Source organism: Candidatus Accumulibacter contiguus, assembly GCF_036625285.1.
GTDB classification, from domain to species: Bacteria; Pseudomonadota; Gammaproteobacteria; order Burkholderiales; family Rhodocyclaceae; genus Accumulibacter; species Accumulibacter contiguus.
Map to the genome: position 1 here is coordinate 19712 of NZ_JAZKUC010000003.1, position 24059 is coordinate 43770.

Consider the following 24059-nt stretch of genomic DNA (forward strand, 5'->3'; position numbering starts at 1 on the left):
CTCAGTTTTTTCCCTTCAAGGTCGCCAGATTGCGCGCCAGTTTGAGCAGATTGGAGCTGGCCTTGAGCTGCGCCTGCTCGAGACTGTCGCGATTGACTTCGAACTGCAGCCGTCCATCGCCCTGGACGATGCCGATGGCGCCGCCGACGTCGATGAAGCCATCGGTGTCGCTGACCGTCAGCACCGCCTGCCCGGCGAGTGCGCGCAGCACCGGGCCCAGGCGGCGTGCTTCCGAGGCACCGATGTACAGCACCTGGCAGGGGCGTGTTTCGTCGATGCTGTTCAGCAGCCGAACGGCCACCGGGCGTCCCTGCACCTGGCGGTCCTGCAGCGCCGTCAGCGCGCTGCCGATCGAGTCGCGACCCAGCAGACAGATCAACAAGGGCGATTCGCGGCTGGCGAAAGCACGCTCGGGCCACTCGATATAACGTGCGAAGTTTAGCACGAAGGCCGCTTTGGCCTGTGGCTCGGCGAGGGTGCCCTGCGCCAGCGCGTGCCCATCCAGTCCGATGGCCAGGGCGATCGCCGACAGCAGGGCAGGCCAGCGCCGGGCAGAAAAAATCACGCGAATGGTCTCAGAATTGCCATTTGGCCTTGACGTACATGCCGCGTTGCAGTTCGAGTTGCTGCGAGGGCAGCAGGCTGGGGACGAACTCGGGATGGCTGTGGTCGAGGAGGTTCTGGCCGACCACCGATACTTCGAGGTCGCGCGTCGGTCTCCAGGCATAGCGCAGATCGAGGGTGGTGTAGGCGGGAATGGCAATCCGGGAGTTTCTCGCGCCAAGCTCGCTGACATAACGCAGCCAGAGGTCGAAGCGATGTTTGTCGGACAGCGACAGCGATGAACGCAGCGACAGTTGATGTTGCGGATCACTGGCATTCATCTTGTTCGCATTGCTGACCGAGATCGGATCGCCGGTTTTCGACGAGGCATCGAGACGCAGGTAGCTGTAGCTCGGCTGGATTCGCCACCACGACAGCGGGTACCAGTCCACGGCGATTTCCACACCACGGGTATTCGCCTGGATGCTGTTGTCCGGGATGATGTTCTGGATGAGGTACGGGGCCCGCGCGAGGGCGATTTGTCGCGTGCTCAGCATCGCCGATCGCAGGTCGTCGTACTGATTGTAGAAAGCCGCGAAATCGGCGGACAAACTGGCGGAAAACTGGTGCCGGTAACCAAGCTCATAGGCGAGCACCGTTTCGTTCTGCAGCTGGTGATCGTCGGGGATGCTGCGCGTCAGAATCGGCAAGGGTGTCGGGTTCCCCGGCGCGCCGGGCGGCGTGACCGAGAGATTGACCTCCCCATCGAGTTCGCCGCGCGAAGGCGTGCGCACCGCACGCGCCACCGAAGCCCATAGCGACTGGCTGTCGGAGGGCGTCCACATCAGGCGCACGTTGGGCAGCGGTTCGACGCCGGTGAAGCTGTTGTCTTCGACGCGCAGGCCGAGCATCAAGCGCAGCGCATTCGGCAACACGGTGATGTCGTCATAGATGAAGGCGCTCGCGAGGGTGAAGGCACGACTCGACGGCTGCGCCACCATGAAACCCGTGGCATTGATCCGATCGTGCGAGTAGCGGTAGCCGAGACCCCAGATGACATCGTGGTTCTGCCCGAGGAGAACGCGATGCTGGAAATCCAGATCGACGGTGGTCCGATCCTCCTTGAACGTGTCCTGCAACTCGAGGCTGCTGACATCGACGTAGGCTTGCAGGGCGGCCTGCGAACCGTCGGCGAGCGTCCATTCGTTGCGGCCCAGCAGATGTCCGCCCTGGCCGCCCTGGCGCCGGTCGATCAGGGTGACGCCCTGCGGCGAGCTGAGGTCGGCGAGATTCCAGCGGTCGCCGGTCGGGCTGGAATACATCTGGCCGCTGAGCATCAGCCGATGATCGTTACCCATGCTCCAGTCACCGCGAAAGCCGAGGCGGCCGGCTCGCCAGTAGTCGTTGCCGGTGTGACCATCGGCGGTGACCGACTGGTCGCGTTTGAAAGCCTTTCCCCAGACGCGGAAATGACCGCCACCGGCCTCGCCGCCGTGGCGGAAAGCCAGCAGAGCGCGTTCTTCGCTGCCGGCCGCGGCGACCAGCAGGTCGCCCTGGGTGTCGCGTGCGCGGCGGGTGATGATGTTGATCACGCCATTGACCGCATTGGCACCCCACATCGCGGCACCGGGGCCGCGCACCACTTCGATGCGGTCGATGTCTTCGAGCAGGGTATCCTGGTCTTCCCAGACCACGCCGGAAAAGAGCGGCGAATAGATGCTGCGTCCATCCATCAGCACCAGCAGTTTATTGCCCCAGCGGTCGTTGAAGCCGCGCACGCTGACCGCCCAGCGGTTGTTGGCGAGGCTGGCGACGTTGACTCCCGGCGCCAGGCGCAGGGCTTCGGGGATGTTGGTCGCACCCGAGCGTTCGATGTCGTCGCGAGTGATGACGAACACTGCCGCGGCGACATCATGCAGGCGCTCGGCCTTGCGCGAGGCGCTCGTCACCTCGACGCCGAGCAGGTCTTCGAGGCTGATGTCGGGGGGGTCGATGGCGTCTTCGGCTGCGCCAGCGCCGGCGGCGCAGGCCAGAGCGACGCCCAGGGCCAGGTGGCGGATCGGTGCTCGGGGCATTGGTTTCATTCGAATTCCTTGTATCGTTTCACCGAACGCTGCGGGCAGGATTGTATAGGCAATGGGCGCTGGCACGCCAACGCCCTGCGGCTGCACTGTTGAAACGGGTTCGGTTGAAGGTGGGTCGGCAGTCTGCTGCTGGCGAAAGTGGTCCAACTCAAGCAACGGACATTTGCCGGAGAACTTTAGTGTTCGTCCTTTTGGCTTGAAAGACGACCTCGCTTGTAATAGGGTTTCGACTTTTGCCCAGCATGGAGATGCGCAACATGGTCGCAGCCCGCAGTGCCACCGCTTACGAACCTTACGAACCCATTGAAACCGCCAGCCGCGATCAGATCACGGCCTTGCAGATCGAGCGCCTGCGCTGGTCCCTGCAGCACGCCTACGCAAATGTCGCGCACTACCGGCGCAAATTCGATGCCCACGGCGTGCATCCCGACGACCTGAAAACGCTGGACGACCTGCAAAAATTCCCCTTTACCGCCAAGGACGATCTGCGCGCCAACTACCCCTTCGCGATGTTTGCCGTGCCGCGCGACCAGGTCATTCGCGTGCATGCTTCCTCGGGCACCACCGGACACCCCACCGTCGTCGGCTATACCAGGAAAGACATCGATATGTGGGCGACGTTGATGGCGCGCTCGATCCACGCTGCCGGTGGCCGACGCGGCGACCTGGTGCATGTCGGCTATGGTTATGGCTTGTTCACCGGCGGCCTCGGCGCCCACTACGGCGCCGAACGTCTGGGCTGCATGGTGATCCCGATGTCCGGCGGCCAGACCGAAAAGCAGGTGCAATTGATCGTCGACTTCCGGCCGGAGATCATCATGGTGACGCCTTCCTACCTGCTCAATCTCGCCGACGAATTCAAGAGACAAGGGGTCGACCCGGCGTCCACCGGTCTGCGCGTCGGACTCTTCGGTGCCGAACCCTGGACCCAGCAGATGCGCCTGGAGATCGAAGGAACCTTCGCCATCGACGCGATCGACCTGTACGGGCTCTCGGAAGTCGTCGGCCCCGGCGTCGCCAGCGAGTGCATCGAAAGCAAGGATGGGCCGGTGATCTGGGAAGACCACTTCTACCCCGAGATCATCGACCCGGCGACCGGCGAAGTCCTTCCCGACGGCAGTCATGGCGAACTGGTGTTCACTTCGCTCTCCAAGGAAGCCTTGCCGGTGATCCGCTACCGCACGCGCGATCTGACCCGCATATTGCCGCCGACTGCGCGTTCGATGCGGCGCATCGACAAGATCACCGGCCGCTCGGACGACATGTTGATCATCCGCGGCGTCAACGTATTTCCCTCGCAGGTCGAGGAACTGATCCTCAAGCAGCCGAAGCTGTCCCCGCATTACCTGATCGAAGTCTCGCGCGACGGCCACCTCGACGCGGTTGCCATCGATGTCGAACTCAAGTCCGAGTACCGCGCCCTTCCCGCCTTCGAAAAGGAACATGTGGCGCGCACCCTGCAGCGCCACATCAAGTCCTTTGTCGGTATTTCGACCGAAGTGCGCATCGTTGACATCGGCGGCATCGAGCGCTCGCTCGGCAAGGCGCGGCGCGTCGTCGACAATCGGCAACGCGGGTGATTGTAAAATGACAGGTTCAGCGTTTGACCGATGAGGAGGAATGATGGGATCAGGTATCGTGCGCCAGTGGTGGATGGTGTGGATGGCCTTGCTGCTGATCGGAACGGCTCGCGCCGAGGATCTGGTCATCCCCGGCAGCGGCAATCCGGAGTATGTTCTTGACCAACTGGCCAAGGCGTTCAACGCGCGCCAGGCGCAACACCGCGTCGTCATTCCGCCTTCGACGGGCACCGCCGGTGCGCTGCGCGATGTCGGCGAGGGTATTTCCAATGTCGGGCGCGTCGGACGCTTCCTCAAGGACGAAGAACGCAAACAGGGCTTCGTCCATATTTCCCTCGGGCGCGACCCGGTGGTCATCGTCGGCGGCGCTGGCGTCACCGTCCGTAACCTCAGCGCAGCGCAATTGGTCGACATCTATAGCGGCAGGATCACCAACTGGAGCGAACTGGGGGGCAAGACGGCACCGATTCGCGCCGTCGGTCGCGAAAACTCCGACGCCAGCCGCCAGGCCATCGCCAAAGTCATCAAGCCCTTCAAGGACGTGGTTTTCGGGCCGGGGGTCAAGACCGTGAACCTGGATCCCCAGTTGATCGCGCTGCTCGACCGTTACCCGAGCAGCCTGGGCATGCTCAATCGCTCGGCGCTGGCCGCGTGCACCACCCGGGTCGTGCACCTGGCGCTTGACGGCGTCGATCCGACCCCGGAAAACCTCGAGAAAGGGATCTACCCGGCCTGGGTCGAACTCGGCCTGATTCACAAACCCGGCGGCCTGACTCCGGCAGCCAAAGCTTTTCTGGATTTCATTCGCTCGCCCGAGGGCAACCGCATCGTGCGCCAGCACGGCATCCTGCCGCCTGGCACGGCTGGCTGAGCGAATTGCCTCGATCACTTCTTCGGATGCGGCACCTCCTTTCTCTCAACTTCACCCTGGTGCTGGTATTCGCCTTGCTGGCGGGACTTGCGCAGTGGACGGCTTTCCGTGTCTCCGGGGAGATCCTGGAAGTCACCGTGGACGCCGAGGAGATCGAGGAGATTCAGACCGTCGGCCGCGTTCTCCAGGAACTCCTGGCGGAGCATGCGCAGCGCGCCCGCCTGACGGCCCGGCTGATCGCGCGTGGGGACAGTCTGGGAAGGAATCTGGCCCGGTCGCAGGGTGGAGACGCTGCAGAGACGCTTCGTCAGTCGCTGGATGATGCCAGGGTGGCCAGCGAGCTTGGCCTCATCGAGGTGACCGACGATCGGGAAATCGTCCTCTACCGGAGCGATGACGCGGGACCGCGTGGCGACCGGTCGTCCGCCTGGGGGGTCTTCGAAGCCCTGCAAGGCGAGAGCATGCTGGCCAGCGAGCTCGAAGCCGGTGCCTTGACGGTGCGCGCGATCGAACCGATCCGCTCGCAAGGGCAGGTGGTCGGCACGATCAGCGTCGGCGTCCGGGTCGACTCGGCGCTGCTGGAGAAACTCGGCCGCGAACTCGCCGCAGAACTGTTTCTGGTCTCACGGGCCGGGGAACGGCTGGCCGCATCGACGACCCGGCCGCGCAGCCTGGACCCCGCCCTGATCCAGGAGGCCCTGACCCAGAAGATCCCGGTCTTTCGCCAGTCCAGGGAGGCGCACGAGACCATCGGCTATCTGCCGCTGACGATCGTCGACAGTGCCTACGTGGTGGTGGCGGTACTGGACGGTTCGACGGCCTATCAGCGGCTGGACGAAGGCAAGCAACGCTCCGCCATGATTGTCCTGGTCATTCTCGTGGGCAGCAGCCTGCTGGCAATGGTGATGTTGCGTTGGGTATTGCAACCCCTGCACGCGCTGCGCAGGAAGGCGGAAGGATTGGCGCTGGAACTCACCGGCAGCGAGATCACTGCGGCGTCGGGGAATGAGGTGCAGGTCGTGGTGAACGTTCTTGAAACCCTGACCAGTCGCCTGGTGGCGCGCAACAGCGAATTGCTGGAAGCCAAACAGCTTGCCGAGGCTGCGAGCCGCGCCAAGTCGCAGTTTCTCTCGAACATGAGCCACGAAATCCGCACGCCGCTCAACGGGATTCTGGGGATGGCCGAGATCCTCGAGCGGACGCCGCTCAACGCCGAGCAGGAGCGCTATGTGCGTGCCATTGGCGGCGCCGGGCGGGCACTGCATGAGCTGCTGGGGGACATTCTCGACCTGGCGAAGATCGAGGCAGGCAAGGTGCTCATCGAACCTGTCGATTTCGACTTCCAGGCACTGCTTGTCCAGCTTGCCGACATCTTCCGGGAACTCGCGTCGGCTCATGGCAACGCCCTGGTCAGCGATTTCCGGATACCCGCCCGGCTGGCCCTGAACGGCGACCCGACGCGTCTGCGCCAGATCCTGTCCAACCTGATCAGCAACGCCATCAAGTTTACCGAAGGCGGAACGATCACCCTCTGCGTTTCCCAACTCGACCCGCGTCCCGGCGACGACCGACTGTGGTTGCGCTGCAGCGTCCGCGACACCGGCATCGGCATCGCTCCCGAGGCGCTTGCCGGCTTGTTCCAGCCTTTCGTCCAGGCCGACCAGTCGACGACCCGCCGCTTTGGCGGCAGCGGGCTTGGCCTGGTGATCTGCAGGCACTTGGCCGAGTTGATGGGTGGCACGATCGGTGTAGACAGCACGCTCGGGCAGGGCAGCACCTTTGTCATCGACCTGCCTTTTGCCAGGGCGGTGGCGCCGCTGCCCGAACCGGCGACCGCCGCCCGGAGCGTCGACAAGATCAGTGCCCGCATTCTGGTGGCAGAAGACAACCCGGTCAATCAGGTCGTGATCGAGGCCATTCTGGGGCAACTCGGCGCCACCGTCACGATCGCCGAAAATGGCGCGCTGGCGGTGGAGGCTGTGCAGCAATCGACCTACGATCTGGTCCTGATGGACTGTCAGATGCCGGTGCTCGACGGCTACGGGGCGACGGCAGCGATCCGCGCGCTGCCGCCGCCGCTGTCGCGCGTGCCGATCGTCGCGCTCACCGCCAACGCCCTGCCGGAAGATCGCCAGCGCTGCCTCGACGCCGGCATGAACGATTATCTCAGCAAGCCGGTGCGCATCGAGCCATTGCGGGCCTGTCTGCTGCGCTGGCTGCCCGCCGATGCCAGCGCTTCGGTGGCGGCTTCGCCACCGCCGGTCACGTTGCCGGCAGCGCCGGCATCCTTGCTGGACCGCAGCGCCTTGCTCGACAACCCGAGCTTCAATCGTCCCGGCACTGGCAAGCTGGTCGAGCGAGTATTCGCCCTGTATCTCGACGACGCACCGAAGCTCATCGCGACCATCCGCATGCGTCTGCCGGAACCGGCCTGGCCGGAAGTCACGCGCGCTGCCCACAGCCTGAAGTCGTCGAGCGCCGCGATTGGCCTCGCGAGTGTTTCAGTCCGCGCCGCCCGTATCGAAGCACTCGCTCGTCAGCAGGATGCGGCCGAAGTGGCAGCGGCACTGCCCGGACTGGAAGCGGAATTCGCGCAGGCCCTCCCGGAACTGCGGGCCGAACTCGAACGACTCGCCGGCAAGCCGCCGGCCACCTAACGGTCATGACTTATAAAGAATGAATGTCCTGATCACCCCCCTCGGCACGGCCGACGTCGATTCAGTTGCCGCGCTGGCACGCCGGATCTGGCAGCAGACTTACCTCGGGATCATCAGCCAGGCGCAGATCGACTTCATGCTCGAACAGCGCTACCACCGGCAGCGCTTGCTCGACGAGTTGACGATGCCGGATCTCTGGTGGGATCAGCTCCATGTCGATGGCCAACTGGCCGGTTTTTCGTCTTGCCTGCGGATCGCTGGCGGCAAGGAAATGAAGCTCGACAAGATCTACGTCGATCCGGGAAGGCAGCGCCTGGGCCTCGGCGCCCGGCTCATCGAGCATGCAGCCGGCCGCGCACTGGCGCTCGGTTGCTGCACGCTGATTCTGGCGGTCAACAAGCGGAATCAGGCCGCCATCGCCGCGTATCGCAAGCATGGCTTCGCCGTCCGCGAATCGGTATGCGTCGATATTGGCCAGGGATTCGTCATGGACGACTTTATAATGGCCAGATCGCTGCTGATGCACACTGCCGAATCCTGAATCACGATGAAACTGACATTTACCAAGATGCATGGCCTCGGCAATGACTTTGTCGTGCTCGACGGGATTCGCCAGTCGCTCGAACTGACACCCGAGCAATTGCGCTTCCTCGCCGATCGCCATCGCGGCATTGGCTGCGATCAGGTGCTGCTGGTCGAAGCGGGCACGCGCGCCGACGTCGATTTCCGCTATCGCATCTTCAATGGCGATGGCGGCGAGGTCGAGCAATGCGGCAACGGTGCGCGCTGCTTCGCCTGCTTTGTGCATCAACAGGGGCTCACGACGAAACGCGAGATCCGCGTCGAAACGATGCGCGGCGTGATCGTTCCGCGCCTTGAGGAGGACGGTTCAGTGACCGTCGACATGGGGGTGCCGGTGTTCGCCCCGGCAGAGATTCCCTTCGTCAGCGACAGCGACGATCTGCTGCAGCCACTCTGGATCGCCGACGAGGAAGTGACGATCACTGCCGTCGGCATGGGCAATCCGCACGCCGTGCAAGTGCTTGCCGACGTCGACACCGCGCCGGTCGAGCGCCAGGGGCCACGGATCGAATCGCACCCGCGTTTCCCGCAACGCGTCAACGCCGGTTTCATGCAGGTACTCGACCGGCACGCGATTCGCCTGCGGGTTTTCGAACGTGGCGCGGGCGAAACGCTGGCCTGCGGCAGCGGCGCCTGCGCTGCCGTGGTGGCGGGCATCGCGCGCGGCCTGCTCGATTCGCCGGTGCGTGTCGAAATGCGCGGCGGTACACTGCATATCGTCTGGAAAGGCCAAGGGACGCCGGTATCGATGACTGGCCCCGCGCTTACCGTCTTCAAGGGAGAAATTGAGTTATGAGATCGGAAGAAGTCGCGCGTTACCTGCAGGACAATCCCAAGTTTTTCGAGGAAAACGCTGATCTGGTCTCCAATATGGTGGTTCCGCACCCGTATGCGGGGCGGACGATCTCGATCACCGAAAGGCAGATGCTGGCATTGCGCGACAAGAACCGGCACCTCGAAGGCAAGATGGGCGAGTTGCTGCAGTTTGCCGAGGAAAACGACGCGATCAGCGAGAAAATGCACCGGCTGGCGGTGGGGCTGATCACCGCCAGGAGCTTTCAGACGGTGTTGCACACCCTGAATTTCCACCTGCGTGACGATTTTTCTGTCCCGCACGTGGCGCTGCGTCTCTGGCATCGTCCGGAAGGCAGCGACGAACTGCCGGAATTCGCCGAGGTCAGCCAGGAGCTGCAGGCGTTTGCGGAAACGCTGACGCAACCCTACTGTGGTTCGACGGCTGCTTTCGAGACCTCCTCGTGGTTCGGTGAGGCGTCGCTGCATGTCCGTTCACAAGGCTTGATTGCGTTGCACAGCGGGAGCGCCACGATCGGCATGATTGCCCTCGGCAGCGAAGATCACGAGCGCTTCTACGCCGGCATGGGGACCGTCTACCTCGTGCGTCTCGGTGAAATGTCGGCGGCGGCGCTGGCGCGTGTCCTCCGCTGAAACGACATCGATGACCGCCGATGCGCGCGTCGCCAGCGTCAGCGCCTACCTTGACGAACTCGCCCAGCAGCGACGTTTGTCCGCGCACACGCTCAGGAATTATCGGCATGATCTCGAACTGCTCTGCGGCCTGCTCGGCGAGTCGCCTGGCGAGTCGACGGACGGTTTGCGCGCTGGATTGCCCGATGCCTCCGGCTTCGACGCCATTCGAACGCATCACATCCGCCGCTTCGTCGCGCAGTTGCACACGCGCGGCCTCGGCGGCCGCTCGATCGGGCGCACGCTCTCGGCCTGGCGCGGCTTGTATCGCTGGCTCGGCCAGCGCGGCATGGCCACGCAGAATCCCGTTGACGGTGTGCGGCCGCCGCGCAGCCCCAAGGGCTTGCCGAAGGTGCTGTCACCTGACGAAGCGAGCCGCTTGCTGGAAGCGGACCCGGAAAACCTGTTGGCGGTTCGCGATCAGGCGATCTTCGAGTTGTTCTACTCTTCGGGCCTGCGCCTGGCCGAACTCGCAGCCCTCGACCTTGCCTGTCTCGAAGATCTGCTGGCCGGCGAGGTGCGCGTCCTCGGCAAGCGCAGCAAGCTGCGCATCGTTCCGGTGGGTAGCAAGGCCAGGGAAGCGGTGGCGCTGTGGGCCGCGCAGCGCCCCCGCCTGGCGGCAGCCGACGAGGCAGCGCTGTTCGTTGGCCAGCACGGCAAACGTCTGGGCATGCGCATGATCCAGTTGCGCCTGCAGCGGCGTGGTCTGCTGCAGGGCCTGCCAGCGCGGGTGCATCCGCACATGCTGCGCCATTCCTTCGCCTCGCACGTGCTGCAGTCCTCGGGCGATCTGCGGGCGGTGCAGGAGATGCTCGGGCATGCCAGCATCGCCTCGACGCAGGTCTACACGCACCTCGATTTCCAGCATCTGGCGGCTGTTTACGACCAGGCGCATCCGCGCGCCAAACGCAAGCCGGAGTGACGTGCAAGGCGCCTCAACGCCGATGCCGACGAACCAGCCATCCGTAGATGGCGAGATTGACTCCAATCACCACGGCGCCCATGGCCAACTGCATGCCGCGCGTGAGTTCGGCCGGATAGATGATCGGCAGCAGGTAATGCTCGATGAAGCTGCCGTGATAGCCGGCTTCGCCGGCAGCCTGTCGCCATCGATTCTCCAGCGGCGTCAGCGGGCAGTAGCCGCCGGTCAACTCGATCAGCGCACCCCAGCAGACGGCCGGCAGGTGCGCCAGCGCCAGCCGCGGCCAGTGTAGCACCAGCACCCCACCGAAAAGGACGAAGACGATGAACAGCAGATGTGCCAGGACGAGGGCGTCTGCCAGGAATCGATCGCTCATGCTATGTGCTGACCTCTTTATCAGAATTGTCTTTAATGTATAGCAATGCGAATCATTCTCATGTATAGTGCAGATGTAATGACCAGGGTCGTGACAAGGCTTCCGGAATGGTACCGCAGGCGGTGTCTGGCGGCGCAGTCCGCGACTTTTCCGCCAGGACTTGTCGCCCATCGGTCCATGAAGAGGCACTTGAAGAAAGGTGGCAGATCCGATGAATCCCCAAGAATTGATCACCCTGTTCGACCTTCCGCTGGGTCAGGAAGGTCTGGTGAGCAGCCGGCCCGACGCCATCAGCGGCGACGCAGCCGACCGGGCACTGGCGCTGCGCCTGTTCGAGATCGGTTTTCTCGATGGCGAGCGGGTGCGCGTCGTGGCGCGCGGACATCCAGGCGGCGATCCGGTCGCGGTGCGGGTCGGCAACACGATGTTCGCCTTGCGAAAATTTGAAGCCGAGCACGTTCTGGTCGCTCCGCTGGGAGGAAAAAATCCATGAGCATTGCCAATGCAGCCTGCAGCCTGGCCCTGCTGGGCAATCCGAATTGCGGCAAGACGGCGCTGTTCAATCTGCTGACCGGCAGCCGGCAGAAGGTCGCCAACTATCCGGGCGTGACCGTCGACCGCAAGGAGGGGCAACTCACGACACCGTCGGGCAAACAGTTTCGCATCCTCGATTTGCCGGGGGCCTACAGTCTCAATGCCGTCAGCATCGACGAGGAAATCACCCGCGACGTGGTCCTGGGAGCGCTCGCCGATGAGCAGCGTCCCGATCTGATCGTCTGTGTCAGCGACGCCACCAACCTCAAGCTCAACCTGCGGCTGGTTCTCGAAGTCAAGCGCCTGGGCCTGCCGATGCTCCTGGCGCTGAACATGACCGACCTGGCCGCGAAACGCGGCATCGCCATCGACGTGCCCGCGCTGGCGCGTGAGCTGGGAATGCCGGTGGTCAGCACCGTCGCGGTCAGGCGCGGCGGCGCCGGCGAGCTGATTTCCCAGCTCGAAGCCATGGCGCCGGATGCGGCTGCTCAGCCGGTGTCCTGGCTGCCGCCCGATGTAGCCGACGTCACCGCCACCCAGCGCGAAGTACGGCGGATTCTCGCGGCAACGGTGCGCGAACCAGCGCTCGACATCCGCCTCGACGAGCGCATCGATCGCGTCATCCTGCACCCGCTATGGGGAATGCTCATTCTGGCGGGCACGCTGTTCCTGATGTTCCAGGCGGTGTTCAGTTGGGCCAGCCTGCCGATGGAATGGATCAAGGACGGTGTGGCCGCCTGTGGCGAGTTTCTCATGGCGCAAATGCCGGAGGGCATCCTGCGCAGCTTGCTGGTCGACGGCATCATCGCTGGCGTCGGCAGTGTGCTGGTGTTCCTGCCGCAGATCCTGATCCTTTTCCTGTTCATTCTTGCTCTGGAAGATTCGGGCTACCTGCCACGCGCAGCCTTCCTGCTCGATCGCCTGATGGGCACCGTCGGCCTCTCGGGTCGCTCGTTCATTCCGCTGCTGTCGAGCTTTGCCTGCGCCATCCCCGGCATCATGGCGGCGCGCACCATCTCCAACTGGCGTGATCGGCTGGCAACGATCATGATCGCGCCGCTGATGACCTGCTCGGCGCGTTTGCCGGTGTACGCGCTGATCATCGGCGCCTTCATCCCGGAGAGCACGGTGGCTGGCGTCTTCAACCTGCAGGGACTGGTGCTGTTCGTCCTCTACGTGGCGGGAATCCTGAGCGCGATGGCCGTCGCCGGGGTCCTCAAGCTGACGGTCGGCCGCGGCCAGCAACATCCGCTGATGCTCGAATTGCCGTCGTACCGTTGGCCACATGCCCGCAATCTGCTGCTCGGTCTGGTCGAACGCGCGCGGATCTTCATCATGCGCGTCGGCAACATCATCCTCGCGCTGATGGTGGTGCTGTGGTTCCTGTCGTCGTTCCCGGCGGCGCCGGAAGGCGCCAGCGGCCCGGCGATCTACTACAGTTATGCCGGCATGCTTGGTCGGGCGCTCGCAGTGATCTTTGCACCGGTCGGCTTCAACTGGGAGATCTCGATCGCCCTGGTGCCCGGCATGGCGGCGCGCGAAGTCGCGGTCGGCGCCCTCGGTACGGTCTATGCGCTGTCGGCGACCGGCGACGACGTCGCGACGCAGCTTGCACCCATGCTGGCGGCAGGCTGGTCATTGCCGACAGCGTTCTCGCTGCTCGCCTGGTATGTCTTTTCACCGCAGTGCCTGTCCACGCTTGCAGTGGTCAAGCGCGAGACCAACTCGTGGCGTTATCCGCTGCTGATGGCCGGCTACCTGTTCGCCCTGGCGTATGGGGCGGCTTTCGTCACCTACCGGATCGCCCTTTTTCTCACCGGAGCGGGCCATGCTTGAAGAATGGATCGTCTATGGTGTGGTCATTTGCGCTACCATCTACGCGACGTGGCGATTGCTGCCCGGCGTTCTGCGGGACGCGCTTGCCGAACGCTGCGCGAACCTGGCGCAGCGTCTCGGACTGGCGTCTGCCAACGCCAGATCACCAGCGCAGGGGGCCAGTCGCAGGGCGAGCGGCGGCTGCGGCGCTTGCACCGGATGCGCCACGCGGAACGCGCCAGGCAATGTAATGATCATCAAAGACCTCAGGAAGGAATCACATGTGGATGCCCGCTAGGCAGCGCAAATCGGTGGCCAGCGCGCTGCTGCTTTCGTCTCTTCTGGTGCAGCCTGTCGGCGCCAGTGCCGCGACCCTTGACGATGCCGTCGAGCCGGCGGTCAGCGAAATATCTCCGACAGCCGATTCCGCAGACACCGTCGCCGGCGAAGCCGCTGCCAGCGACGACACCCCCAACTGGGCGGAGAGCACGCTCACCGGTGACTGGGGCGGCAAACGCAAACGACTCCACGCTGCCGGGGTTCAGGCCGATTTGCTGTACACCGCCGATTTTCTGCACAACTCCAGCGGCGGCCTGAAGAGCGGCGGCACCTATGTGGGTCACGTCGACCTCATCCTGCAACTCGATGGAGAGAAGCTCATCGGCTGGCAAGGCGGATCAGCCTATCTGCAGTTGATCAGCAACGGTGGCGGGCGGTTCAACCTCAACTACCTGGGCAGCTTGATGGGCGCCGACAACCTTGAAGCGCCGGTCAACCGCACTGGGCTCTTCAAGGCCTGGCTGCAGCAGTCGGCTTCCCACTTAAGCCGGGACAATCTCTAACTTCAATGGGTTATGCACAACCCGGTGGCGGGACTTCCTCGGTAAGGGAAGTTCCCCCATCTGGTTGAGCAGCCAATCGAAAAGATCAGGGAAAGAGGTGCTAAACAGACGTTCGGCTGCGATAGTGCCGTCACTACGTCTCACCCCATAGTTGTGGATAACCGTTAGCGCAGCCAGGCGGCATTTCGTCAGACCTCGCCCGTTATGATACAACTGGGACAAGCGGCCATTGCGCCCTTCGACGGCGGAGGAGCTGCGATGGAACTGTCGCACCATCCATTCCCCCCATTCTAGCCAGCGCTGCAACTCACTCTCGGAGAATCCCGAATGGAACGGGTCTGCTTTCCAGGCCTCTAATGCTCGCTGCCAAGCCTCCTGATACCGTTTCCGGTGAACCCTGTTTTGCGTTTTCCGCATTTGGTAGTGCCAATAGAGTACGGGCAACAGCTTGCTCGTCAGCCATTGCCGAGTCGCTTCATCCAGAGACCAGCCCAGCAGGATTTCTTCTACCCAAAGCCACCAAAAGCTGACGTGACTCGATAAGGCGCCGATCTGGGCACGGAACTTCTTCAGGGCGGAACGGGTATCCTGGATCCCTTGTTGCGCCGCCAGAGTTTCCAGGGCCTGTGCTCGCGTTTCCAGTCCTGCCACTACGCTCTCCGCCGTCGTGCGAGTATTCTCCTCCAGGGAGAAGGGATGGATTTCCTCGGCGATTCCCAGCAACTGCTTCTGGTACTCTTGCTGCGCCTGTTCCACTTGCGCGCGGGCTTCCCAGGCACAGGCCTGTTGTGCCGCCAAAGCCGCCTTTTCCTCGGTACTGGCTCCGCGCGACGGCTGATCAAGGGCCTTCTGGGCCAGTTCGCAGCACTGATCCGCCTTGGCTTTTCGACGTCCCAAGGCCGGTGACAACCAGCGACTGAGGCCATATTGCTCGTGGAACGTATCCGCGCCCGAGGTACACTCAAAGCCTGTGACCGCTAATTTGATCAGGGCCTTCGCCCGGTCACTGATGGCGTGGTTGACTTCGATACCCAGTGCTTCCAGGCGCGGGGTCACCTGGGCAAACCAGGTATCGAAACCCCGGTCCTTCTGAATCGACTCCAGCAATAGGTAGCCCGAGGACAAATCCATCAGCACCAAGATCAGAATCTCCCCAAAGAACGTCTCATCCGCGGCCACCACCGCTTGGCGTGTCCGCGTCGGTACCGAGGCTTCACACTGTTGCTGAAACAGGGGCAACAGCGCTTCCATCCGGCTGAGTTGGGTCTGCAAGGCGCTGGGAGACACCCCCACATGGGTATGAAGGCGGATCAATTGGAAGAAATCCGACAAGGCACCCGCCCCCACATGATGTTGCAGCCCGAACGTGTACAGCACAGCAAATACCAGCAATCTCAGCCATGCCTCCCCCTCTTCGGTTTCCCAAAACCCCGATTCAGGATGTCGGTTCCTACGGGCTTGCGCTTGCAGGTGGCGATGAACACTGCTTTTCGGGCGATGAATTAATTCCCCCACTGCACGCAGGCTTCGTTTTCCCTGGTCTGTAAGTGCGGCAAAAATGACGCGGCTGGTTGTCCGTATGGCTTGAGTCGTAGAGTTTTTTTGTCATAAAACTGATGATACAGGAGATGCGGCAACCAGTTCCCATCTCCTCAGCTCCCTTCATCCTCAGACTCTATCGGTAGCATGACTGTCCCGCTTTAAGTGGGAAGCCCAGCAGTCCTTTCTTGACGACCAGGCTTCGATTCGGGTGGGTCTCTACCCCATCGACAGCGAGTTCTACGTCACCGATTCGTCGGGCGTCTTCCTGCATCCCTCGTTCGGAATGGCTGCCGAGGCGGCCAGTTTCGGCAGCCTCGCCGGCCCCTCGATCTACCCGACGAGTGCTTATGGCGCGCGCTTCCGGATCGACCCCGATCCGGCCTGGTACGCCATGTTGGCCATCACTCGCGGCATTCCGACCGATCGGGTGGCCACTGCCGGCCCCAACATCAGTTGGCACAACAGCAGCGGCAGCATGCTGATCGGTGAGTTCGGCTTCAGTCCGGTCAAGGCCGGGCTGTTCAACGATAGACCGAGCGAGCCCGCAAAGCAGGGCGATGACTTTGCCCCGATCAGCAAGGTCGCCCTGGGACTCTGGCGCTTCACCCCGCAGTATCCGCAACTCATCGCCGTCGATGCCGCCGGGGAAGCCCTCTCGGCGACGCACTGGGGCGCCTATCTGCTTGCCGAACAGTCGGTATATCGCGTCCCGGAGTCGAATCGGGATGTCGCGCTCTTCGTTCGTTATGGTTTCACCGACGGGACGACCAGTCCCCTCGCTTATTCGGTCAGCGCCGGTCTCAGCTATCGGGGGCCGTTCGCCGGTCGTGAGAAAGACACTTTCGGCATCGCCGCGACACGCGCGCATGCCGATCCGCAAGGGCGGATTCAGTTGGCCAGCGACGCAGGAGCGGCCTTGTCATCGACCAATGAAACCGTGCTGGAAATGACTTACCGGGCGCAACTCGCTCCCGGCGTGGTGCTGCAGCCGGTCATTCAGCGCGTCCTCAACCCGGGCCTCTACCTCGCCAACGCGACCGTCGCCGGGGTACGTTTGCAGCTTGCGTTTTGATCACCAACTTGTGGAGAAACGAAAATGAGCGAATTCGACCGTGAAGAAGCAATTGCAGTCCTCAACCAGATCATGGAGCTTGAACTGTCGGGAGTGGTTCGATACACGCATTACGCGCTGATGGTTTATGGCTACAACCGTATCCCGATCGTTGGCTGGATGAAGAAGAACGCCGAGGAAAGCCTGGTCCATGCCGGTCGCGCCGGCGAGCTGGTGACCTTGCTGGGAGGGCATCCTTCGCTGGGGATTGGCCCCCTGCTGGAAACCCACCAGCATGACATGGGCGACATTCTGCGCGAAAGCCTGGAGCACGAAACCATGGCCCGCGCGGCTTACTACCGGCTGCTCGACATTGCCGCCGGCAAGAATGTCCTGCTTGAAGAATACGCACGGGAACTGATCGTCGACGAAGAACTGCATGCCGACGAAGTCAACAAGATGCTGAGACGGCCAGGAGACACCGAGGCATTCCAGGTCTGACACTTCAGGGGGCACTGCCGCTTGCGCGCTGCCAGGGTGCTTCGATCAGTTTCCTGTTGGTACTGACTTATTTCGTCTATGTTTTGGTGACGCTGCGCGCGTCAGACAATCTGGTGGAAGATGGGCACGGCAGCCGACGACAAAATGTTTTTCGCCCGCCTTGGTGTGCCGACGAACCTGTTGACGATACTGATACAGCTCGGCGTCGATGGCGTTGCCGGCCTGCTGGGCATTTCGGCGCTTTTGCTTTCCTTGCTGATCATTCCGATAGCGACCGAACTTCCCGAAAAGGTGAACAGTATTCTCTGGATTCGCCGGGAGAAGGACACGCTTGCATTCGGCAACATTACCGGCGCGATGGTTTTCCAGGGCAACCTGTTGCCGGCCACCGGCATCGCCCTGACCCCGTGGCAAGCGCGCATCGAGGTGCTCAGTGGCGTTCTTGTCACCCTGGCTGCCGCAGGATGGTTGCGCCTTCACTCGCGGGCGAATGGCTTGCCCGTCTGAGCATTGTTGGTCAACGGTGGTCTGTATGCAGCTTATCTGGCGGTGACGCTCAACCGGTGAAAAACGCGCAGGGTTGAGCACCGGCCGGCTGTGGATCCAGCCCATGCCGGCGCTCAACCGCCGTTTTCGAGCAGCCTTGGCCCGCTCCGTGTGCCGCCAGTGGGATTGGCACGCACTCGCTACCTGCCTTGAGACAAGTGGCTGCGGGATGCCTTGACGATCAAAACGCCATCTGCACACGAACACCGGCGACGGTGGCATTCGACAGGTAAAGACCCGGGTTGAAAATGCGCTGGACGAGGGGTTGCAGGACAAGACCCGACGGACCTTCCCGGAGCCCTTGAGGTAAGTCGTTGATTCATGGCAAGAAACCAGAAAATCGGCAAAAATGTAGGCATGTAAATATAATAATAGCTATTTACAAACAATGTGCTATTGGCTATTATTGTCGGCATGTACATCGCCCGCGTCCCCAACCGAAAGTCCAGGCCGGCCATCCTGCTTCGCGAGTCCTATCGCGAGGGAGGCAAAGTCTGCACACGAACCATCGCCAATCTGACGAACTGGGCACCGGAACGAATCGTCGCCATGGAACGTCTGGTGAAGGGCGAATTCGACGACTGGTCGGGAGAGATGACCAGCGGCGAGATTTTTGGGGTGCTGTTTGCCCTCAAGCAGTTGGCCGACCAGGTGGGCCTCACGCGGGTGCTGGGCAGCGCTGCGGAAAGCAAGCTCAACCTGTTCCTGATTCTCGCGCGTATCGCGCATGGTGGCTCGCGGTTGTCGGCGGTACGCTGGGCGAAACAGCACACGGTGGCCGATGTGTTGGCGGTGGAGGCGTTCGATGAGGACGACCTCTATGCCGCGCTGGACTGGCTGGCGAGCCAGCAGGAACGCATCGAGCGGGAGCTTTACCAGGCCTATGTCAAGGCGCAGGGCCAACCGCCCGTGCTGGTGCTTTACGACGTCACTTCGAGCTACTTTGAAGGGGAATGCAACGAGCTGGGGCAATATGGTTACAACCGCGACGGCAAGCGCGGCAAGCCGCAAATCGTCATCGGTTTGTTGACCGCGGAGGACGGGGAGCCTCTGGCCGTGCGGGTCTTCGAAGGGAATACCGCGGACCCGACGACGGTGGCCAGCCAGATCACGATCCTGAAGGAACAATTCGGCATTGCCGAGGTGGTGATGGTCGGCGATCGGGGAATGATCAAGGCCAAGGGGAAAGCCGCGCTGTCGGTACAGGGCTTCCGTTATATCACGGCGTTGACGGACGCGCAGATACGCACCTTCCTCAAGGAGGGGGTGCTGCAGACGGATCTCTTCGATGCGCATCTGTGCGAGGTGGAGCACAACGATAAACGCCTGATCGTGCGCCGCAACGAGACTGTGCGGGTGCGCGAGGAGCGTCGGCGGGAGGACAAGCTGGCGCAGTTGCAAGCGAAGGTCGCCGAACGTAATGCCTTCGTCAAGGACTCCAAGCGCGCCAGCGCGGCAGCAGGCCTGGCCGCCTTGCAGCGCTGGACCAAGAGCCACAAGCTCAGCGCGTTTGTCACCCTGACGCTGAAAGAACGCGTCATTGTCTGTACCATCGACGAGGAGGCCAAAGAGCAAGACGCTCTGCTCGACGGCTGCTATCTGCTGGAAACCAATGTGCCGCTCACCTTGATGGACGCGAAGACGGTCGATGCGCGTTATCGCGATCTGCAAAAAGTCGAGCGCAACTTCCGCACCGTGAAAACCACCTTTCTGGAAATTCGCCCGATCTTCCTGCGCAAGGCCGAGCGGACCAAGGCGCATGTCTTCGTGGCGATGCTGGCCTTAAAAATCACGCGGCGGTTTGAAGCGGCTCTGCGGCAGACCTTCGGCAGCACCGAAGACGACCCCGCCGCCATCACCCCGGACGACGCCCTGGTGGCCCTCGGACGATTGACCTATCTCTACACCACCGACCGCAACGGTCAGCGTCACACGCATCTGCCACGCCCGGACGATCAACAGGCCAAAATCCTCAGCGCCATCGGTCTGTCCTTCCCGCTCAAGGCCAAAGCCGACAAGCTCGCCGCGTAGGCAGGCGCCGCTTTTGCGGCATCGGCTATTTTTTTAACAAAAACCGATAGTTACAGCATAACTGCGCTTGCTGGCTGGGGGAAGATCCGCCCGACGCGATTTGCGCCCGGTAGGTCATTTCCAGCACGGTTTCATTGCTCGACGACAGCGGTGTGCCCGCGTCGTTCGATAACTGGCTCCGCCCTTGGGGGTCGGCGTGTGCGCGCGTCGCGGCGATACCGAAGGTGTCTTTTTCGCGGCTGGCGAACGGGCCGCGGTAGCTGAGGCCGGCGCTGACCGAATAGGCAAGGGTGCTGGTCGTCCCGTCCGTAAACCCGTAGCGGCAGAAAAGCGCCACATCCCGATTGGCGTCCGGAACACGGTACACCGTCTGCTCGGCAAGCAGATAGCTACCCCAGTGCGTCGCCGACAGGGGCTCGCCGGCGGTATCGACGGCAACGAGTTGCTGGAACTGCGGCGTGAAACGCCAGAGGCCCAGGGCGACCTTGCTGATCGGCGCAAAGTCGTCGCTCTTGTTGTCGGCCGATGCCGGCCGATCCTGGAGCAGCCCGGCCTTGACCGGACTGAAGCCAAGCTCGCCGATCAGCATGCTGCCGCTGCTGTTCTGCCAACTGACATTGGGCCCGGCAGTATTGATCCGGTCGGACGGTACACCACGCGTAACGGCAAACATGGCGTACCAGGCCGGATCGGGATCGATCCGCAAGCGCGCGCCATACGAGCTCGTGACATAGATCGAGGGGCCGGCCAGGCTGCCGAAACTGGCTGCTTCGGCAGCCATCCCGAAGGAGGGATGCAGGAAGACACCCGATGAATCGGTGACGTAGAACTCGCTATCGATCGGATAGAGGCCAACCCGTAGCGACGCCTGGTCGTCGAGGAACGATTGTTGCAGCCAGGCCTTGAAGACGCCGCTACGGTTCACCGGCGCCTCGAAGTTATCGACGCCCATCAGACTGCCGACGTAGTTGCGATTGAACCGCCCGCCGCTGTTGCTGATCCACTGCAGATACGCCGAGCCGCCTTCCCAGCCGAGCAGTTTCTGGCCATCGAACTGCATGATCAGGTCGATGTGACCCATGTAGGCGCCCCCGGTCTTCAGGCCGCCGCTGGAGTTGTGCAGAAAATTGGCCGTGTACAGCAGGTCGGCCTGCACACCCGAGTCGTACATCTTCTGACGCGCACCGTTCCAGTTTCCCGTCAGCGTGTTTTCCTCCCAGTTGGGGGCGCCGTCGTTGGCGCTGGCTTCGGCGGTGGCCACGGCTTCGGAGGTCTCTTCGCGTTCGCCGACGGTTTTAGGCTCTGCCAAATCGTCAGCCGCATGCGTGGCCAAGGGGCGGACAAGAAGAGACGAGAGCAGCAGTGCGGTGGCCAAGGTTTGCAGCCTGTTTCCGTGAATAAACATGTGAGTTACCCTTCGTATTCGTATTATTTGTGATCGCCACATTGCGTGGTGCTCCCGCATAGGGTAGAGATGTGCCGGTACACCCCGTTCGCGAATCAGCCGCCGAGTTTCACGCCACACCAGTCAAGCACGGTGAGAACGATCAGCGACAGCGACAGCAGACTCACGACGATCGCGATCGTCCAGGCCAGCAGATTATAGGCCTTGCCATTCACGTAGCTGCCCATCAGCTCGGGGTTGTTGATCAATTGCAGGATCGCGAACAGTTCGATCGGCAGCAGCAAGCCATTGATCACCTGCACGCCCAACAGTACCGGAATTACTGGCAGGTTGGGGATCAGTGCCAGCGCCGCGCCGAGTACCAGCAGCACGGTAAACATGCCGATGAACACCGGCGCCTCGCTCCATGAGCGCGAGACACCGCGCTCGAAGCCGAGCGCCTCGCTCATCACATAGGTCGTGGACAGCGGCAGTACCCCGCCCGCCAGCAGGCAGGCACCGAGCAAACCGATGGCGAACAGGTAGCTGGCGTATGGTCCGGCAATCGGGGCCAGCGCCAGCGCGGCGTCGGCAGCAGTCTCGACCTGCTTGCCGATCGGAAACAGAGTCGCTGCGGTGGCGATGATGATGAACCCAGAGATCGCCACCGCAAAAAACGTGCCGCTCCACACATCGACCCGCGTGAAGCGATAGTCCTCCGGCTTCACGCCCCTCTCCGCCACCGAAGACGTCACGTAAAGCTGCATGTATGGCGTGATCGTCGTGCCGATCAGTGCGATCAGCATGGTCAGGTACTCCGGATCGGTCTTGATTGTCGGCACAATGATCCCGTCGAGCACCGCGTGCCAATCCGGCTTGCCGAGGAACGCGGCGCCGATGTAGCTCAGGAAGACGAGCGTCAGGACCAGGAAGATCTTCTCGACCCGGTCATACGAGCCCCGCGTGATCAGCAGCCAGAGCAGCAGGGCCGAGACCGGCACGGCGATGTAGCGATTGACGCCAAACATTTCCGCCGCCGCGCCGATACCGACGAACTCGGTCACGATGACGCCAAAGTTGGCGATCAGCAGCGCGAAGAGGATGAACGCGGTCATGCGCAGTGAGAAGTTCTCGCGCACCAGGTCCGAGAAGCCCTTGCCGGTCACCGCGCCGAGGCGTGCGCACATTTCCTGTACCGTCCCCAGGCAGAAGAGGATCACCAGCATCACCCAGAGGAACGCGTAGCCGTAGGTTGCGCCGGCCGAGGCATAGGTCGCGATGCCCCCAGCATCATTGCCGGCATTTGCGGCGATCAGGCCGGGGCCCATCGCCATGAGGTAGGGCCAGATTTTCCGCAGCCTGCGGCGGCCGTGCTCGGGCACGGTTACGGTTGCGGATTCGCGCGTGTCGCTTGTCAGGTTCACCATGATTTATCTCGGTTTCCAGGCGCAAGAGCGCCAAGTCAATCTTTTATCGGGGGAGGATGCGGGGCGCTGCCCCAGCAAGCCCGCCTTTGCCATGCGGGCGATGGCCCGTGCTTTCGTCACCGTCAGTCTAGGCAAACGCGCGCGCGCCACGGTTGTGCCAGATCTCCGGCAGCAACTCGGCCAGGGCATCGTCCACCGTTACAATGCCGATCAGCCGCTCGGCATCGTCGAGAACCGGAACAGCCAGCAAGTTGTATTCAGCCATGATCCGCGCAGCCTGTTCGGCGCGGTCCTCGGGACGGACTGTCGGCGTATCGTGATCCATGACCTCTGCCAGAGGTGTGGTCGGGTCGGCGATGACCAGGTTGCGTAGTCGCACGATGCCGCGCAGCGCGACGGCGCGGTCGTCACCCGACAGGCCTGTTGGATGTTCGACTGGCGCGGCATCCTTGGCGACGACATAGACTGCCAGCAGCGGATCGGGAACGTCCGGTTGCGCCCGCAACAAGGCCAGAACGTCACTGACCGTTACGCTCGCGCGCACGCGCACGAAGTCGGTACGCATGATCCGGCCGGCGCTGCCTTCTTCATAGGCCAGCAACTCCTGGACATCGGCGGCCTCTTCGGGCTCCATGTTGGCCAGGATCTCCTCGGCGACGTCCTGGTCGAGGTCCTCCAGCGCGTCGGCGGCGGAGCCGGGAGACATTTCCTCGAGGATGTCGGCGGCGCGCTCCACGTCCATACCTTCGAGCAGGTCGCTCAGCCGCGCGTCGCTGACTTCTTCCAGCATCTCGGCGGCGGTTTCGTCGTCGAGCGCGGCGACGATCTCGGCGCTCTCGCGGTAGGAGAGGGCATCGACGATCCGCGCCAGGTCGACCGGGTTGAGCTCGGAAAGCCGGTCATAGGAGACCTTCAGCCGAACCGGGGCTTCGCTGGCCAGGTACTGCGCCTCTTGCCAATCGATGATGCGCCGCCCGACGATGCGATGCGACAGCGTGCGCGGCCCCATCCGGCGCAGCAGTGCCTGCGGGCTGACATCGACGCCGACCAGCCGGTAAGTGCGCTCGACGCGAAGGACCTGAACGTCGTTGACCCGCACGATGCGCCGGCCGGAGATGTCGATGATCTGGTGGTCAAGGACATCCTTGCGCAGCAGGATCTCGCCATCGCGGCGCAGGAACGGCCGCAGGTTCACCGTCGACGAGACGAGTCGGGTGACGCCGTTGATTGATTCGAGCTGCGTTGCCGGAACGAAGAAGTTGCGGCGCCCATCGCGGATGACCAGG

At 62.8% G+C, this 24059-nt stretch carries 21 protein-coding genes and 1 pseudogene; 15 read left to right on the forward strand and 7 right to left on the reverse strand.

All coding sequences use genetic code 11. The annotated features are described in order from the left end of the window. Position 1 precedes the first annotated feature (1 nt). Entirely contained in the window at positions 2-565 is a 564-nt protein-coding gene (locus V5B59_RS25145; RefSeq protein ID WP_169071889.1) for a YfiR family protein, read from the reverse strand. Positions 566-575: 10 nt separating this feature from the next. Continuing rightward, positions 576-2627 (reverse strand): TonB-dependent receptor plug domain-containing protein, encoded by a 2052-nt coding sequence (locus V5B59_RS25150; protein WP_332352498.1) that lies wholly within the window; start codon positions 2625-2627, stop codon positions 576-578. Between the two features lie 257 nt (positions 2628-2884). Between V5B59_RS25150 and paaK the strand changes: the two genes are divergently transcribed. The 7 genes from paaK to xerC are packed head-to-tail and all read left to right on the forward strand — an operon-like array spanning position 2885 to position 10724. Further along, positions 2885-4207 carry a phenylacetate--CoA ligase PaaK gene (paaK, locus tag V5B59_RS25155; RefSeq protein WP_169071891.1) on the forward strand — a complete coding sequence of 441 codons (1323 nt, stop codon included), beginning with the start codon at positions 2885-2887 and terminating at the stop codon, positions 4205-4207. Between the two features lie 40 nt (positions 4208-4247). Next, positions 4248-5078: a substrate-binding domain-containing protein gene (locus V5B59_RS25160; RefSeq protein WP_169071892.1), complete on the forward strand. Its 831-nt coding sequence runs from the start codon at positions 4248-4250 to the stop codon at positions 5076-5078. A gap of 26 nt (positions 5079-5104) precedes the next feature. Continuing rightward, entirely contained in the window at positions 5105-7735 is a 2631-nt protein-coding gene (locus V5B59_RS25165; protein ID WP_169071893.1) for a hybrid sensor histidine kinase/response regulator, read from the forward strand. 19 nt (positions 7736-7754) lie between these two features. Next, complete coding sequence (locus tag V5B59_RS25170) at positions 7755-8276, forward strand: GNAT family N-acetyltransferase (RefSeq protein WP_169071894.1); 522 nt, start codon at positions 7755-7757, stop codon at positions 8274-8276. Between the two features lie 6 nt (positions 8277-8282). Beyond that, on the forward strand, positions 8283-9113 hold the full coding sequence (dapF, locus tag V5B59_RS25175; RefSeq protein ID WP_169071895.1) for a diaminopimelate epimerase: 831 nt from the start codon (positions 8283-8285) through the stop codon (positions 9111-9113). Then, entirely contained in the window at positions 9110-9763 is a 654-nt protein-coding gene (locus tag V5B59_RS25180; protein WP_169071896.1) for a DUF484 family protein, read from the forward strand. Before dapF ends, V5B59_RS25180 begins: the two co-directional genes overlap by 4 nt. A 10-nt stretch (positions 9764-9773) precedes the next feature. After that, complete coding sequence (gene xerC / locus V5B59_RS25185) at positions 9774-10724, forward strand: tyrosine recombinase XerC (protein WP_169071901.1); 951 nt, start codon at positions 9774-9776, stop codon at positions 10722-10724. Between the two features lie 13 nt (positions 10725-10737). Here xerC and V5B59_RS25190 read toward each other — a convergent pair whose 3' ends face one another. After that, a complete protein-coding gene (locus V5B59_RS25190) occupies positions 10738-11100 on the reverse strand; it encodes a DUF2784 domain-containing protein (RefSeq protein ID WP_169071897.1) in 363 nt (120 codons plus the stop codon). Between the two features lie 211 nt (positions 11101-11311). On the opposite strand from V5B59_RS25190, the gene V5B59_RS25195 reads away from it, so the two are divergent. From V5B59_RS25195 to V5B59_RS25210, 4 genes are read left to right on the forward strand one after another with little or no spacing between them, the layout of a single operon-like run. Continuing rightward, positions 11312-11593 carry a FeoA family protein gene (locus tag V5B59_RS25195; RefSeq protein ID WP_169071898.1) on the forward strand — a complete coding sequence of 94 codons (282 nt, stop codon included), beginning with the start codon at positions 11312-11314 and terminating at the stop codon, positions 11591-11593. Further along, complete coding sequence (feoB, locus tag V5B59_RS25200; RefSeq protein WP_169071899.1) at positions 11590-13470, forward strand: ferrous iron transporter B; 1881 nt, start codon at positions 11590-11592, stop codon at positions 13468-13470. Before V5B59_RS25195 ends, feoB begins: the two co-directional genes overlap by 4 nt. After that, complete coding sequence (locus V5B59_RS25205; RefSeq protein ID WP_332352499.1) at positions 13463-13747, forward strand: hypothetical protein; 285 nt, start codon at positions 13463-13465, stop codon at positions 13745-13747. Before feoB ends, V5B59_RS25205 begins: the two co-directional genes overlap by 8 nt. Further along, a complete protein-coding gene (locus V5B59_RS25210) occupies positions 13737-14291 on the forward strand; it encodes a hypothetical protein (protein WP_332352500.1) in 555 nt (184 codons plus the stop codon). Before V5B59_RS25205 ends, V5B59_RS25210 begins: the two co-directional genes overlap by 11 nt. Here the strand turns inward: V5B59_RS25210 and V5B59_RS25215 are convergent. Continuing rightward, complete coding sequence (locus V5B59_RS25215) at positions 14271-15806, reverse strand: DUF6399 domain-containing protein (protein WP_332351228.1); 1536 nt, start codon at positions 15804-15806, stop codon at positions 14271-14273. The two genes, V5B59_RS25210 and V5B59_RS25215, sit on opposite strands and share 21 nt — an antisense overlap. A 175-nt stretch (positions 15807-15981) precedes the next feature. Between V5B59_RS25215 and V5B59_RS25220 the strand changes: the two genes are divergently transcribed. From V5B59_RS25220 to V5B59_RS25235, 4 genes and pseudogenes are all read left to right on the forward strand, one after another. Further along, positions 15982-16905, forward strand: coding sequence for a carbohydrate porin (locus tag V5B59_RS25220; protein WP_332352538.1), 924 nt, complete (start codon positions 15982-15984; stop codon positions 16903-16905). A gap of 24 nt (positions 16906-16929) precedes the next feature. Next, entirely contained in the window at positions 16930-17385 is a 456-nt protein-coding gene (locus V5B59_RS25225; protein ID WP_034908295.1) for a ferritin-like domain-containing protein, read from the forward strand. 38 nt (positions 17386-17423) lie between these two features. After that, positions 17424-17892, forward strand: a pseudogene (locus V5B59_RS25230) (sodium:calcium antiporter); the annotation flags it as partial. A gap of 453 nt (positions 17893-18345) precedes the next feature. Then, positions 18346-19962, forward strand: a complete 1617-nt coding sequence (locus V5B59_RS25235; protein WP_332351692.1) for an IS1634 family transposase — start codon at positions 18346-18348, stop codon at positions 19960-19962. 25 nt (positions 19963-19987) lie between these two features. Here the strand turns inward: V5B59_RS25235 and V5B59_RS25240 are convergent, their stop codons facing one another. From V5B59_RS25240 to V5B59_RS25250, 3 genes are all read right to left on the reverse strand, one after another. Then, positions 19988-21337, reverse strand: a complete 1350-nt coding sequence (locus V5B59_RS25240; protein WP_332352501.1) for a carbohydrate porin — start codon at positions 21335-21337, stop codon at positions 19988-19990. A gap of 125 nt (positions 21338-21462) precedes the next feature. Then, the gene (locus V5B59_RS25245; protein WP_332352502.1) at positions 21463-22773 is read right to left on the reverse strand and encodes an Nramp family divalent metal transporter; all 1311 of its coding nucleotides are present in this window, start codon (positions 22771-22773) and stop codon (positions 21463-21465) included. 127 nt (positions 22774-22900) lie between these two features. Continuing rightward, positions 22901-23968: a magnesium transporter MgtE N-terminal domain-containing protein gene (locus V5B59_RS25250; RefSeq protein WP_332352503.1), complete on the reverse strand. Its 1068-nt coding sequence runs from the start codon at positions 23966-23968 to the stop codon at positions 22901-22903. Positions 23969-24059: the final 91 nt, after the last annotated feature.

What these genes read in the sequence shown, in the direction of transcription:
- V5B59_RS25150 (WP_332352498.1), bottom strand. Translation starts at nt 2,627, where the DNA reads ATGAAACCAATGCCCCGAGCACCGATCCGCCACCTGGCCCTGGGCGTC.
- paaK (WP_169071891.1), top strand. Translation starts at nt 2,885, where the DNA reads ATGGTCGCAGCCCGCAGTGCCACCGCTTACGAACCTTACGAACCCATT.
- V5B59_RS25160 (WP_169071892.1), top strand. Translation starts at nt 4,248, where the DNA reads ATGATGGGATCAGGTATCGTGCGCCAGTGGTGGATGGTGTGGATGGCC.
- V5B59_RS25165 (WP_169071893.1), top strand. Translation starts at nt 5,105, where the DNA reads ATGCGGCACCTCCTTTCTCTCAACTTCACCCTGGTGCTGGTATTCGCC.
- V5B59_RS25170 (WP_169071894.1), top strand. Translation starts at nt 7,755, where the DNA reads ATGAATGTCCTGATCACCCCCCTCGGCACGGCCGACGTCGATTCAGTT.
- dapF (WP_169071895.1), top strand. Translation starts at nt 8,283, where the DNA reads ATGAAACTGACATTTACCAAGATGCATGGCCTCGGCAATGACTTTGTC.
- V5B59_RS25180 (WP_169071896.1), top strand. Translation starts at nt 9,110, where the DNA reads ATGAGATCGGAAGAAGTCGCGCGTTACCTGCAGGACAATCCCAAGTTT.
- xerC (WP_169071901.1), top strand. Translation starts at nt 9,774, where the DNA reads ATGACCGCCGATGCGCGCGTCGCCAGCGTCAGCGCCTACCTTGACGAA.
- V5B59_RS25190 (WP_169071897.1), bottom strand. Translation starts at nt 11,100, where the DNA reads ATGAGCGATCGATTCCTGGCAGACGCCCTCGTCCTGGCACATCTGCTG.
- V5B59_RS25195 (WP_169071898.1), top strand. Translation starts at nt 11,312, where the DNA reads ATGAATCCCCAAGAATTGATCACCCTGTTCGACCTTCCGCTGGGTCAG.
- feoB (WP_169071899.1), top strand. Translation starts at nt 11,590, where the DNA reads ATGAGCATTGCCAATGCAGCCTGCAGCCTGGCCCTGCTGGGCAATCCG.
- V5B59_RS25205 (WP_332352499.1), top strand. Translation starts at nt 13,463, where the DNA reads ATGCTTGAAGAATGGATCGTCTATGGTGTGGTCATTTGCGCTACCATC.
- V5B59_RS25210 (WP_332352500.1), top strand. Translation starts at nt 13,737, where the DNA reads ATGCCCGCTAGGCAGCGCAAATCGGTGGCCAGCGCGCTGCTGCTTTCG.
- V5B59_RS25225 (WP_034908295.1), top strand. Translation starts at nt 16,930, where the DNA reads ATGAGCGAATTCGACCGTGAAGAAGCAATTGCAGTCCTCAACCAGATC.
- V5B59_RS25235 (WP_332351692.1), top strand. Translation starts at nt 18,346, where the DNA reads ATGTACATCGCCCGCGTCCCCAACCGAAAGTCCAGGCCGGCCATCCTG.
- V5B59_RS25245 (WP_332352502.1), bottom strand. Translation starts at nt 22,773, where the DNA reads ATGGTGAACCTGACAAGCGACACGCGCGAATCCGCAACCGTAACCGTG.